Annotated in this window: 11 protein-coding genes; 6 read left to right on the top strand and 5 right to left on the bottom strand. The window is 43.5% G+C overall.

Annotated elements, in window-relative coordinates; genetic code table 11:
* Positions 1 to 44: 44 nt before the first annotated feature.
* The 5 genes from ftsH (at position 45) to JMY01_RS10280 (ending at position 5,081) form a co-directional block, all read left to right on the top strand.
* Positions 45 to 1,940, top strand: coding sequence for an ATP-dependent zinc metalloprotease FtsH (gene ftsH, locus JMY01_RS10300; protein WP_201575544.1), 1,896 nt, complete (start codon positions 45 to 47; stop codon positions 1,938 to 1,940).
* Positions 1,941 to 2,215: 275 nt separating this feature from the next.
* Entirely contained in the window at positions 2,216 to 3,118 is a 903-nt protein-coding gene (gene folP, locus JMY01_RS10295; protein ID WP_201575542.1) for a dihydropteroate synthase, read from the top strand.
* 148 nt (positions 3,119 to 3,266) lie between these two features.
* Positions 3,267 to 3,530: a succinate dehydrogenase assembly factor 2 gene (locus JMY01_RS10290; protein WP_201577514.1), complete on the top strand. Its 264-nt coding sequence runs from the start codon at positions 3,267 to 3,269 to the stop codon at positions 3,528 to 3,530.
* Between the two features lie 23 nt (positions 3,531 to 3,553).
* Positions 3,554 to 4,027 carry a hypothetical protein gene (locus JMY01_RS10285; protein WP_227677847.1) on the top strand — a complete coding sequence of 158 codons (474 nt, stop codon included), beginning with the start codon at positions 3,554 to 3,556 and terminating at the stop codon, positions 4,025 to 4,027.
* Positions 4,028 to 4,376: 349 nt separating this feature from the next.
* Entirely contained in the window at positions 4,377 to 5,081 is a 705-nt protein-coding gene (locus JMY01_RS10280; RefSeq protein ID WP_201575540.1) for a YidB family protein, read from the top strand.
* A gap of 126 nt (positions 5,082 to 5,207) precedes the next feature.
* Here the strand turns inward: JMY01_RS10280 and JMY01_RS10275 are convergent, their stop codons facing one another.
* The 3 genes from JMY01_RS10275 to trmB all read right to left on the bottom strand — a co-directional run bounded on the left by JMY01_RS10275 (position 5,208) and on the right by trmB (position 9,174).
* Positions 5,208 to 6,269, bottom strand: coding sequence for a regulatory protein RecX (locus JMY01_RS10275; protein WP_201575538.1), 1,062 nt, complete (start codon positions 6,267 to 6,269; stop codon positions 5,208 to 5,210).
* Between the two features lie 40 nt (positions 6,270 to 6,309).
* On the bottom strand, positions 6,310 to 7,368 hold the full coding sequence (gene recA / locus JMY01_RS10270; RefSeq protein WP_201575536.1) for a recombinase RecA: 1,059 nt from the start codon (positions 7,366 to 7,368) through the stop codon (positions 6,310 to 6,312).
* 984 nt (positions 7,369 to 8,352) lie between these two features.
* Complete coding sequence (gene trmB / locus JMY01_RS10265; protein WP_201575534.1) at positions 8,353 to 9,174, bottom strand: tRNA (guanosine(46)-N7)-methyltransferase TrmB; 822 nt, start codon at positions 9,172 to 9,174, stop codon at positions 8,353 to 8,355.
* Between the two features lie 192 nt (positions 9,175 to 9,366).
* Between trmB and JMY01_RS10260 the strand changes: the two genes are divergently transcribed.
* A complete protein-coding gene (locus JMY01_RS10260; RefSeq protein ID WP_201575532.1) occupies positions 9,367 to 10,296 on the top strand; it encodes a DUF2628 domain-containing protein in 930 nt (309 codons plus the stop codon).
* 131 nt (positions 10,297 to 10,427) lie between these two features.
* On the opposite strand, the gene JMY01_RS10255 is transcribed toward JMY01_RS10260, so the two are convergent.
* Together JMY01_RS10255 and JMY01_RS10250 are read right to left on the bottom strand one after the other, a co-directional pair.
* Positions 10,428 to 12,317 (bottom strand): monovalent cation:proton antiporter-2 (CPA2) family protein, encoded by a 1,890-nt coding sequence (locus JMY01_RS10255; RefSeq protein WP_201575530.1) that lies wholly within the window; start codon positions 12,315 to 12,317, stop codon positions 10,428 to 10,430.
* Between the two features lie 60 nt (positions 12,318 to 12,377).
* Entirely contained in the window at positions 12,378 to 13,082 is a 705-nt protein-coding gene (locus JMY01_RS10250; protein WP_201575528.1) for a hypothetical protein, read from the bottom strand.
* Positions 13,083 to 13,247 lie beyond the last annotated feature (165 nt).

Raw genomic sequence — 13,247 nt, 5'->3', positions numbered from 1 at the left:
CGTGTTTAGTAAACACACCAATAAGTAAGGGATGGGAATAACTAGTGAGCGACATGGTAAAAAATACCTTATTGTGGCTGGTGGTAATCGGCATATTAGTGCTGGTGTTTAGCGGCTTTGACCAATCGACAGAGCCGGATAGCCTTAACTACTCTGAGTTTGTGACCGCAGTGTCTGAGAACCAAGTAGCCAGTGTTGAGATCGACGGTGAACAAATCACCGGCGAAAAGAAAAATGGTTCAACCTTTGAAACCATTAGGCCAGCTGTAGCTGATGACCAGCTAATGCCAATGCTGCGTGAGAACCAAGTCGAAGTTCAAGGAACGGCACCGAAACGCCAAAGCGTATTGATGCAACTGCTGATAGCCAGCTTCCCAATTTTATTAATTATTGGTCTGTTTCTATTCTTCATGCGTAATATGCAAGGCGGCGCTGGCGGTAAAGGCGGCGGTCCGATGAGCTTTGGTAAGTCAAAAGCCAAAATGCTGACTGAAGATCAAATTAACGTCAACTTTGAAGACGTGGCTGGTTGTGAAGAAGCCAAAGAAGAAGTCGTTGAAGTTGTCGAGTTCTTACGTGATCCAGACAAATTTACCAAGCTTGGCGCGACCATCCCACGTGGTATTTTGATGGTAGGTCCTCCAGGTACTGGTAAGACACTATTAGCCAGAGCCATTGCTGGTGAAGCCAAAGTGCCGTTCTTTTCAATCTCAGGGTCTGATTTTGTAGAGATGTTCGTTGGTGTTGGTGCGTCCCGCGTACGTGACATGTTTGAACAAGCAAAGAAAAGCGCCCCTTGTATCATCTTTATTGATGAGATTGATGCAGTCGGTCGTCATCGTGGCTCAGGTATGGGCGGCGGTAATGATGAGCGTGAGCAGACGCTTAACCAGTTGCTGGTTGAGATGGACGGTTTTGAAGGTAATGAAGGCGTTATCGTCATTGCTGCAACCAACCGTGCGGATGTTCTTGATAAAGCATTATTACGTCCAGGTCGTTTTGACCGTCAAGTACAAGTTGGCTTGCCAGATATCAAAGGCCGTGAACAAATTTTAAAGGTGCATTTGCGTAAGCTACCAAATACCATTGGTGTGGATGCCAACTCACTTGCTCGTGGTACACCTGGGTTTAGTGGTGCACAGCTTGCCAACCTTGTAAACGAAGCAGCATTATTTGCGGCACGTCGTAACAAGACCAGTGTCGACATGAATGATTTTGAAGATGCTAAAGATAAGCTGTATATGGGTCCTGAACGTAAGTCTATGGTCATACGTGAAGAAGAGCGCCGTGCAACTGCTTATCATGAAGCAGGCCATGCCTTGGTCGCTGAATTGCTACCTGGCACGGATCCGGTGCATAAAGTAACGATTATGCCGCGTGGCTTTGCCCTTGGTGTTACTTGGCAGCTGCCTGAGCATGATCAGACCAGCATGTATAAGTCAAAAATGCTCAATGATATTGCTATTTTGTTTGGTGGTCGTATCGCCGAAGAAGTATTTATCAATCAGATGTCGACAGGTGCTTCAAACGACTTTGAACGTGCAACCAAAATGGCACGGGCGATGGTCACTAAGTACGGTATGTCTGATGCACTTGGTATTATGGTGTATGAAGATGAAGACAGCTCACAAGGTTACTTTGGCTCTAGCAGCCGTACGATATCAGAAGCCACGCAGCAGAAGGTTGATGAAGAAGTGCGCCGTATGCTAGAAGAGCAGTATGATATTGCTCGTGAGCTTATCGAAGGTAATCAAGAAAAGATGCACGCAATGGTTGATGCGTTAATGAAGTGGGAAACGATTGACCGCGATCAGTTGCAAGATATCTTGGCAGGTGAAGAGCCACGTCCACCAAGAGTGTATCAGCACAATGAGGTGAATCTGTCCAAAAACGATATCAAAACCACTGGACCAACACCGCCACCATTACCAGCGATGTAATCCTATAGTTAATTAATCTCGAATATCAAAAGCCCTTTTTATAAAGGGCTTTTTTATTGGCATCATTTTATGAAGGGTTTAGGACAGCGTAAGATTTACTGGTATCATAAGCACAGATAATAAGATCAAAACTCTCTTATACCAAACCCAAAAAGTGCGATTAACTTTGTCAAACTTGCTAAGTCTACTAGGTGTAGTACTTGCGCAAGTTTTCCGCGTTACTCTAATTTTTGGAAATGGTATTACTTATAAACCTTATTTATGATGGATTGCTTATGTCATTATTTGAGCCCCTACCTATTTATAGCGTTTCGAGCCGCGACAAAGTGTTAGATCTATCGCAGCCACATATTATGGGTATTCTCAACGTAACGCCAGATTCGTTTTCGGATGGTGGGCAGTTCAATGCGGTCGATAAAGCCCTTCAACATTGTCAGCAAATGATGAGTGAAGGCGCAACGATTATTGATATTGGCGGTGAATCTACGCGTCCAAATGCTGACCCTGTTGCCACTTCTGCAGAGATTCAGCGTGTTGTACCAGTTGTGCAAGCCATCAGACAGCATTTTGGTCATGATATTTGGCTGTCTATTGATACCAGTAATCCAGCGGTGATGCAGGCAGCTTTTGCTGCAGGTGCTGACATCTGGAACGATGTACGAGCGCTTAAGCGCGAAGGTGCAGCACAGTTAGCGGCAGCGCTTGATATACCAGTTATGCTCATGCACATGCGTGGTGAGCCAACGACCATGAATGATTTGGCACGGTATGATGATGTGGTTGAAGAGGTCGGTACTGAGCTTGCTGCGCGTATTGATGAGGTGTTAACCCTCGGTGTCAAACGTGAAAAAATAATTATTGACCCTGGATTTGGCTTTGCTAAAAACTATGAGCATCATTGTGCTTTATTAAGTCAGCTTAAAAAGTTACAAACACTCGGATTGCCGATGATGTTTGGTATTTCGCGCAAGCGATTTTTAGCAGAAGTACTCAGTAAAAGTGGCGTCGAAGCTGTTGCTAATACTCAAGCGTTAGAACGTGATGCCGCAGGAATGGCAGCTGGACTTTTTGCTCTACAACAGGGTGCGAGTATCATTCGCACGCATAATGTAGCGATGATGCAGCAAGCCGTGGCACTATGGACTCAGCTGTCTGCTTATAATAAACATCAATCCTGACTAAGCTTGATAAATACTAAGCTTGATAAATATCACAGACATACTATGAATCAAACACTTAACATTCTAGGGCGTGTCATCAATTAAAGCATTTATATTTTTAATCAATGAAACCATCGATAGGACGACAAGCGATATGACCAAAAACATGCAACCAGAACCAACCAATGAGCAGCGCCGTATTATTTATCAAGCTCGCCGCGGTTTAAAAGAGTTAGACTTTTATATTGATCCTTATGTCAAAGAGTTGTATCTGACCGCTGATCCTGCGGAGCAAGCCGCTTTTGCCCAGATGCTTACTCATGAAGATCCTGATTTATTGGATTACTTTACCAATCAAAGCCGTCCAGATGATGAGGCTATATGGACCTTGGTCAATAAAATTAAAACGTGGCGTCATGCAAAAGACTAGGGTTTACGATACGACCACCTCAGGTGCGCGATAGCGTGGCAGATGTCGAGCAGGCAGGATTGCTACGTATTGACACCGTCATTAAGCCAAATAGCTATTTGCGTACCCTGTTGTATTCAGGTCTGATAATTACAATAATAATATTGGCATGGTTTGCACAGTTATTATTGTGGCACTATGTGCTGGTAGTCATTATCAGTGTCATGGTAGTGAGTTATTTGGCTCTCTCACGGCCGATATTACTACACTTAAGTCAGCCGCCTTTAGATAAGCAGATAAATAAAGACTGGCAGCTGCTGATGCGTACAGGTCGAGGTGACGAGCTGTGGCTTGCTGATTTGAATAAGGTAAATAATTATAGCTGGCTAATAAGTCTTAGTTTTGAGACGATCGAACCATTTAAACGGTCATTGACTGTCATTATATATCGAGATCAAGTGAGTATGGATGAATGGCGACAGCTGATGATCTTGGCCAATGTAATCGACACACCTTAGTTAAAGGTCATACCTTCAAAGTTTGAGCTGTACTTTGGCTCATAACAGTAAGCTAATGAAGTCCTACACGCTATAACAAAACACTTATCTTACCAGTCAGCAGGATTTGCTATATTATACCAAACCCAAAAAGTGCGATTAACGTTGTCAAACTTGCTAAGCCTACTAGCTGTAGTACTTGCACAAGTTTTTCGCGTTACTCTAATTTTTGGAAATGGTATTAGACAGCATTACTGAATAATAATGCATTGAAAGCTATGCATATTAAAAATGACTCAAATCACACAGATCTCGGATAGTTATGATGACATGTGTGATAATGGAAATATGATAATAAAAGGATGACATTATGAGCTTATTAGGAAATTTAATTACACAAGTCGCCCGTAGCGCTATGGATCCAGAAGACTCAAAGCGTAACCCAGTGAACCAAAATATTAATCCGCGTCGCACCGGTGGTCTTGGTGATATTTTAGGCGGGGTACTAGGTGGCAGCGCTAATAGCCCTAATAACAATCAAGCAGATAACGGCTTTGGTTTAGACGATGTTTTAGGTGGCCTGATCGGTGGTAACGGCAATCAGCGTGCTAACACCAACTCTGGCGCAGGTGGTTTGGGTGACATACTGGGTAGTGTGCTAGGCGGTCAAACCAATAGGAGTGGCTTTGGCGGCGGTAAAGGCATGCTAGTTGCGGCACTGCTACCTATGGTGATGAGCTGGATTCAGCGAAATGGTGGCTTGGGTGGCGCACTATCAAAGATCACCAGCATGGGTTTTGATAACCAAGCACGCTCTTGGATGAGTACTAATGAGGTTAATGATAATTTGGACCCTAATGATATTACTCGTTTATTTGATACCACTGAAATTCAACAAGTCGCTGCGCATACGGGTGCCAATGAAGCAGAAGTTCGTCAAGGTCTCGCTGAATTATTACCTGAAGTCGTCAATCAGTTGACGCCCCATGGCAATTTAGACAACGAATCAGAAGCTAACCAAGAGATTGATCAGATTGTTAGTCAAATCTCAAGCCGCTTAGGTACGCTAAAATAAAGCCTTGCTACCTACCTACGCCCATAATAACTAGAGCTAAACCGTAACTACTAAAGTTAAGCCGTAGCAACTAGAGTTAAATAGAGAGTGCACTGAATGGTGTGCTCTTTTTGGGTTTATAAAAGCCTAGAAGCGTTCGTCCAAGGTTTCTAAGGTATGGTTAAGAGCCTGAAAACAAATGTCACCCTTAAAGCCCCGATACTGTAAAAACCGCAGCTGGCGCGCCTTGTCTTTTGGCTCAGTAGGAATGTCGTCACCGTATTTTTTGGTGCGTGCTGTGACGGCAAGCTTGAGCCAGTCAACGCCTTCGATTAGGCTATCTTCGCTATCGTCAACAAACTCGCTAAACTCTTCAGACTCTGTATTTGCCATATCAATGAGCTCATCGATATTATCTGGCATTTCTACCTTCTTGCGATAAAACTCTTGCTTGATACGAGCGCGTCCACGACCTTTACGAATATTCTCACGAATCAGCATCAGTGTCGTACGGTAATCACTTTGATAGCCTTTTTCCTCGAACTCATCGAGTAGTGCCTCTATTTTTTCTGGATCTTGCTCTTTATCGAGCAGTTTTTGTTTAAGCTCAGCCTTGCCGTACTCACGGCGTGATAAATAATAAAACGCCAACCAACGCAAGCGACTTTCCGCTTTGATAGCGTCAATCTCAGCTTGTTTTTGTTCTGGAGTGCGTAGATAGGCTTTGAGCGCAGAGGGTAGATTATCGAGATCTGATTGAGTGTTTTTGGCGAGCTCTTTTTGTTGGTCATCGCTATTGATAGTCGCATCATGAACGTCACGCTTAACCTCAGCCAGCATCTCCTTAATACTTTGCGCCTCAGGTGGCTGATAAACAGGCACATCATTAGGTTCAGGGACAAAGTTAGCCGCTGGGTGAAAACGTTTTTTGCGTTTCTTATGCTTTTTGGACTTAGAAGGGTCTTGATGGGTAAGGGAAGGTGAGTCGCTTGGTGCTACATCAACCATAGAGTCATCGTACACCGATTGCTCTTTGTCTGAATGGATCGAGCGTTTGCGCGTTTTAATGGATTGTTTGGTTTTATATGATGGTGTAGATGGGCTAGAACGCTTAGAAGGTGTAGTAGGATTTTTTGATTTAACACGAGGAGTACTCGCTGAATCGGTTTCCGATTCAGCGAGTATTTCAGCTAAGGTTTTAATTTTCATAACAAGTCATGATCATTGATAACGGTGAATAATGAAGCCGTTATTGTACAGGTTCAGAAGCCAGCGCTGCGTCAGCTTCCTCAGTATCTGTTGCTTTGGCACTCTTTTTTGACCCAAGCTTTTCATCACGAATCTTATCTTCAATTTCTTTCGCGATAGCAGGGTTTTCTTTTAAAAACAGCACAGAGTTGGCTTTACCTTGGCCAATTTTTTCATCGCCATAGCTATACCAAGAGCCTGCTTTGCCGACTGCACCAATCTCAACGCCTAAGTCGATCACTTCTGCCAGATGGTTGGTACCTTCACCATAAGTAATCTCAAACTCCGCTTGACGGAAGGGAGGAGCCATTTTGTTTTTGATCACTTTGACACGGGTTTGGTTACCGATGATTTCATCGCCATTTTTGACGGCACCGATACGGCGAATATCCATACGAACTGAGGCATAGAATTTGAGCGCATTACCACCAGTCGTGGTTTCAGGGCTACCGAACATCACACCGATTTTCATACGAATCTGGTTAATAAACACCACCATACAGTTAGAGCGTTTGGCGTTACCAGTAATTTTGCGTAGTGCTTGGCTCATCAGGCGTGCTTGCAAGCCCATATGGGAGTCGCCCATCTCGCCCTCAATCTCTGCACGTGGCGTCAACGCAGCAACCGAGTCAATAACGATCATGTCGATCGCACCCGAGCGTACCAGCATATCAGTGATTTCAAGTGCTTGCTCACCATTATCAGGCTGAGAAAGCAATAGATCATCAGTGTTTACCCCAAGCTTGCGGGCATAGACAGGGTCAAGCGCATGCTCAGCGTCGATAAAGGCACAAGTGCCCCCTTGTTTTTGACACTCTGCGATAGCTTGCAAGGTCATGGTGGTTTTACCTGAGCTTTCAGGGCCATAGATTTCAACAATACGCCCTTTTGGTAGGCCGCCTATACCGAGTGCAATGTCTAGACCCAATGAGCCTGTTGATACGACATCCACATCCATGATAGCTGAATCATCGCCTAGATGCATGATGGTATTTTTACCAAACTGCTTTTCGATTTGACCTAACGCTGCTTTAAGGGCTTTGGCTTTGTTCTCATCCATAATGGATTCCTTGTAAGTACTAAAATGAATATTAAGGTGTTTGAAGGTGGTAAATTAATAAGCTGTCATTATCATATGAAGATTAATATAGATTAATCCACTATACAGTAAAATATATAAACAAGATAAATCGATGGTGTTTTAGAGTGACTAAATGTCGTCATAACATCTGTATGGGTTATCACTACCAATCAGTAATGATAAATAATGTGTCATAAAAATAAGAGGGTATGAAACTAACAAAGCTCATTTTTGCTAAAGAAACTTCAGTAAGAATATACAAATGCTGAATATTACTGTGTCAAAATGAACTTAATTGTCAGCTGTTTTATTAGATAAGGTAATTATAACAAAATCCAAGGGTCATAGAAGCGTGCAAAACATACTATACGACATTGAGTGTCGTGTAGTATCTGATAGACAGTATATTGATAAATGGCCAAATAGAAGTAATTTTGAACATTTATTTAGAACACTTAATATCAGAATTGTCAATAAAAATAAAAGTTGTCCACAGAAAATAACGGTATATAACGCCAATACTGTGAAACATCAGATAATAAAAAAATATTTAAAATTTATTTTAAAAAAAGTTTTTTTATAAACCATGTGAGTCTAAGTCTTTGATTTTGTTGTAATTAAAAGTTGTACAAAAAATGACCAATTTTACCCAAGCCATTAAGCTATCAAGTCGTATGCGTGTCAAGTCGCCACTTATCCACATAGTTATCCACAGTTTATGGGGAGAACTCACCAAGCCCTTATGCTATCGATGTTAGCGCAGATGATAAATATTTAGCGCTCAGATAATAACAGATTTATTGCTTTGAACTGGAGTAATAATTGTCTAAAAGCCAATGAATGATTGCAATGTTCCACGCAGTAGCAGGGTTGTTTTGTGATCAGCAAGCCATAAAAAAGCGGCTTCATTGATGAGCCGCGATATATAAAATGGTTTGAAAAGCAGAACAGTAGGTTGATAGTCTAGTCTTTGATATAGATTAAATCCCAGACACCGTGACCCCGCTCTAAGCCGCGACGTTCAAACTTGGTCATTGGGCGAAAGTCTGGGCGTGGGGTAAAGTTGCCTTTACCAGCTTGATTGCTAAGACCGTCAAAGTCATCTAAAACATCGACCATCCAAAAAGCATAATGTTCCCAGTCGGTTGCTGTATGGAACCAGCCGCCAGGTTTTAAGCTTCGAGTAACAATCGCCATGCGTTCAGGACTGACAAAGCGGCGCTTATAATGACGCTTTTTTTGCCAAGGATCAGGGAAGTAGAGCTGGATACGATCGATATGGTTTTCTGGTAGCTGTTTAAGCAATTGAATCGCATCACCATTGATGATTTTTACATTGGTCAAGCCTTGAGTGCCTGCCATATAAGCACACTTACCAATACCTGGCTCGTGTACTTCAATCCCAACAAAGTTGCGTGCGGGGTCAGCAGCTGCCATTTCAATAAATGAATCACCAAGCCCAAAACCAATCTCTAAGGTAAGCGGTGCATCGCTGCCATTAGGGCTATCAGCGAACAACGAGCGTAAATCGTGGATAGCATCTAAGTTGCCATCACCAAAGCTGTTATTGACCAAATACTCAGCGAATTCTGGATCTGTGAGCGCCTGTTCAGCATTTTTGTTCATATGCGTGCGCCGCTTCATAAACGTTTGCACGATGCGTTTATGTTTATCATTCGGTGGAAGTGCTTCGGTGGCCAAGGTTGTATTATCCGTATTTTGAGGATCTGTGACCCTATCAGGGTGGCTATCAAAAGGGCTGTTGGTGTGAGGATTTTGAGTCATAAGATCAAGAGAACTTAAATAAGTTGCGAATATGAGCGTATTATAAGTCAAATAGCCCTTAGAGTGAACGCACAATCTCACAATGGCCTGACGATGCCTGATAAGACATAGAGAAGTACGTCGCATCTGGATTAACGTTGTCATATAATAATGACTAGTATGAAACCCAAATAGCCAACAGAGCCTAGCGTAATGTTATTTATCGAGACGGATTCGCCACCACCATTTTATCAAGCAAAGCTGACACCTGCTAAGCGTAAACAGCTGGATCAATGGTTTATAGGCCATCGTACGCAAAATTATTATCTCAAGCGCTTTGAGCAGTTTGATAAGCAAGGATATCTGTCACCAAAGTGGCATTGGGCAGCATTTTTTATAACCTTGCCTTGGTTGCTATATCGCAAGCGCTATATGGACGCTTTGGTTTATAGCGTTGCTGGCTGGTCATTTATTCAGCTCAACATTGCCATTGCCCTAGTGACATTTGAGTTTGTAGCGATGTCTTATATTCCAGAAGCGTATCAGATGGCGATACGTATTGGGATTGCGGCAGTGATTTGGCTGTTTTGGGCAGCTATGGTAGCGCGCTGGACTGATGCGTACTATTATCGAATGGCGCGGCGCGAGATTGCGGATGCACTTGATGACTATCCACAAGACACCGCCGCGCAAGAAGCGCATCTGCGCCGCGAAGGCGGAGTGAGTTTGTTTGGCTTGGGTCTTGGTTTTGGCTTTTTTATTTTCGCATTGATGGTTATCAATGTGCAGTTTTTGCCCATTGTCGCTAAGCAAAGAGAGAGTGAGATATTGTTTGATGCTTATTATGCGACCAAAACGGCACAAGACCACGTAGATGAGGTTTATCAGCAAACAGGTCAGTGCCCAGTCAGTTTGCCATTGGTGAGTGGTACTCAACAAGTAAGGCTACGCATTGAAACACAAATGGAAGGCATTCCTAGCAATGACTGTGCAGTGATCGGTACGATGCAGAATATCAAGTTTCCTACCCGTTATCTCAATGATCATACCTTTGTGTTTTATCACACTCCCAATAATGATGATTGGGAGTGCATTAGCTCACTCAATAAAAAACAAGCCCCTGCATATTGCCCCGCTGATTAGCCATCATCAAATATAGTCGGAGCACTTTTAAACCGCTACGGTGTTACCCGCCCTAGATGTACTTAGTGTACTATCTGCGGTCGGTCGCCTTGTAGCGATTTTAAAATTCCTTGACTATACTGATAGGCGAGCTAAACTTTAGGATCAGTTACGATATCGTTTGTAGTATCTTCAACGGGTGTGGCTTGATCTTTCAGCGCATCGTAAAAATCTTCTAAGTCCATCTTTCGCGCTTTATCAATGTCTTCATCGAATAGACTTTCAAGCTCTGCCATCGCTGACTGTGCTGACTCAATCAGTCGCGCTTCATCATCGTAAATGGCTTGCTGGCGCTCGATTAAATCATCATCATAATCACGGAAAGTTTGAATGGTTTCTCGTGCTTTATCTGGCGGTATACCAAGCAGTTGTAATGACTCACGCGACATATCTAGTGAGGATAAATAAGTCTCACGCCAGATATGACGGACGCCTACCTCACGCAAGCGATAATAGTGCTGTCGATCGCGGGCGCGGGCAAGTATGACCAGGTCAGGGTAGTTTTTACGCAGATACTCAGCGGTGGTGATAGAACGCTCCAAATCATCCACAGCAATGATGAACAGACTGGCTTGTTTAATCCCAGCGGCGCGTAATATCTCAGGGTTTTTCGGATCACCATAATAGACTTGGTTACCAAACTTACGCACAAAATCCACTCGGTTTGCCGAGCGTTCGATGGCTGTAAATTCAATATTATGCATACGCAGCACCCGACCAATGATTTGTCCAACGCGGCCAAAACCAGCGATGATGACAGGATGCTCATGATCTGGAATCGTATCATGTTCGCGGCTAGGTTTACTCTTAGCAAATAAAGGCTCACCGACTTTATCTAATAATAAGAAGGCCAGCGGTGTCAGCGCCATAGAGATGGTCACGATAAGATTGAGCGTGTTTTCTAATTCAGGGGCCAATACATTTTGAGTCGCTGCGACGTTGAATAAGACAAAGGCAAACTCACCGCCTTGAGCTAAGGTGACCCCAAGCCGAATACTGGTGGGCCAGCGATTGCCTGATATTTTTGCGATAGCAGTAATCACCGCAAACTTGATAAACATCAACGCCACTGCACAACTGATAATAAATATCGGGTGCGCCATAATGAGTTTGATGTCGGTCAGCATACCTACTGACATAAAAAACAAACCGAGTAGCAAGCCTTTAAAGGGTTCAATACTGGCTTCTAACTCATGACGATACTCAGAGTCAGCCAATAACACGCCAGTCAAAAATGCGCCAAGCGCCATAGATAAGCCAATTTGACCCATCAAAATTGACACACCCATGACGATAAATAACGCTACTGCAGTGAGCAACTCTGAGGCGCCACTGGATGCGACAAACTTAAAAAATGGCCTGATGACGTAACGACTGGCAAAGATAAGCCCAGCAAAAACGGCAAAGACTTTACCGAAGTAAATGAGATCGTAACTTTGCTCACGTACGCCAGATAAAAACGGAATCACAGCCAATAAGGGAATGACGGCAATATCTTGAAATAACAAGATAGTAAAAGCTTCACGGCCGTGGGTACTGGAGAGCTGCTGTTTTTCGGTCAAAATTTGTAGCACAAAGGCAGTAGAAGAAAGGGCTAGACCAAAGCCAACGATAAATGCAGTGTCCAAATGTAGAGAGAAGAACTGGTATAAAATCGCCATTAACAGCACGCCAGTAAGTCCTACTTGCAAACCACCAAGCACAAAGATAGAGCGGCGTAATGCCCAGAGCCGTGATGGCTGCAACTCAAGGCCGATGATGAATAACAGCATCACCACCCCAAACTCAGAGAAGTGCAGCAAGCTTTCAGCATCACCAGCTACATCCAGTGCACTTGGGCCCAATATCAAGCCTGTAATGAGGTAGCCGAGTACCGTGGCTATGCCGAAGCGTTTACCCAGTGGTACAAAAAGTAGCGCTGCACCCAAAAAGATAGTGGCCTGTAGCATTAAGTTTGGTGAGCCGGCAGCGGCAGCGAACATATAACATCCTTAGCAATCAATTCAAAACCATAGCCCTTTAAAACTATAGCGTGTCGTTATTCATTTTTTACGGTAAATCTTCCAAACCCCATTATCTGCTATTGGGTTACTGTACGCATCGTTGCGCCGCTTACGGGGTGTTTGCCTGCTATCGACGATTTTAAAATTGGGTAGGGCATGGACGATGAGTCCAGTACGATAAAAGCGTACTCGCTCAGGCTCTAACATCTCGCCCTTATTGTCACGGCAAAAGACATAGGCACGCAAGTCAATAAATTCACGATGTGCCACCAAACGCGCCTCGTCGTCATGATCAAACACTGCTGACATACGCGCAATTTCATCAGCACTATAATCACCACATTTATCAGTCAGTGCTCCCACTGAGCCAAAGCTTTTGGACTCTTTGGCGCGGGTCTTGGTCAGATGTAGACGCTGAACATGATATATGAACTGCGGTATCTCAAGACTGGCTGGTAATGGTAAATAGTCGGGTGGCAGATAAGCGGCTGGATAAAAAGCCATCGCGCGCTCAATAAGAGGCTGCCAGCGTTGTTGGTAGGCTTGGACTTCTGCTAAGTTGCCTTCAAAAATGGGCATATCACGAATTTGGCGCAAAATATCAGGCGGAAACTGCTCATCACGAAAGCTGGCAATGTCTTCTTGCAGTGTTGATAGCAAAACTTTGGCGTGTTTTTTGCCATCCTTTGAAGTAGGGTTGTCGATATAGTCGGGGGCGACAAAAGGTGCCGAGCGTCTAGACATAGTGGTATATCTTCGATAGATAAAATAAAAAATACTAATAAGACTGCTTGCCAAAGTCAATCAGTATCGCGAATGGTCTTTTATGATCGGTAAATAGATAGTTATTATAAACACATAAACCACTTTAAGTTTAATTTGTTTAAAATTGCTGATGCAAAAATATGT

This window comes from Psychrobacter sp. H8-1, assembly GCF_904846575.1.
GTDB classification, from domain to species: domain Bacteria; phylum Pseudomonadota; class Gammaproteobacteria; order Pseudomonadales; family Moraxellaceae; genus Psychrobacter; species Psychrobacter fulvigenes.
This window is presented reverse-complemented; position numbering and strand designations above follow the sequence as displayed.

Bases quoted from the DNA above. Each gene is read 5' to 3' on its own strand.
- folP (WP_201575542.1), top strand. From the start codon at position 2,216: ATGTCATTATTTGAGCCCCTACCTATTTATAGCGTTTCGAGCCGCGAC.
- JMY01_RS10290 (WP_201577514.1), top strand. From the start codon at position 3,267: ATGCAACCAGAACCAACCAATGAGCAGCGCCGTATTATTTATCAAGCT.
- JMY01_RS10280 (WP_201575540.1), top strand. From the start codon at position 4,377: ATGAGCTTATTAGGAAATTTAATTACACAAGTCGCCCGTAGCGCTATG.
- JMY01_RS10275 (WP_201575538.1), bottom strand. From the start codon at position 6,269: ATGAAAATTAAAACCTTAGCTGAAATACTCGCTGAATCGGAAACCGAT.
- recA (WP_201575536.1), bottom strand. From the start codon at position 7,368: ATGGATGAGAACAAAGCCAAAGCCCTTAAAGCAGCGTTAGGTCAAATC.
- trmB (WP_201575534.1), bottom strand. From the start codon at position 9,174: ATGACTCAAAATCCTCACACCAACAGCCCTTTTGATAGCCACCCTGAT.
- JMY01_RS10260 (WP_201575532.1), top strand. From the start codon at position 9,367: ATGTTATTTATCGAGACGGATTCGCCACCACCATTTTATCAAGCAAAG.
- JMY01_RS10255 (WP_201575530.1), bottom strand. From the start codon at position 12,317: ATGTTCGCTGCCGCTGCCGGCTCACCAAACTTAATGCTACAGGCCACT.
- JMY01_RS10250 (WP_201575528.1), bottom strand. From the start codon at position 13,082: ATGTCTAGACGCTCGGCACCTTTTGTCGCCCCCGACTATATCGACAAC.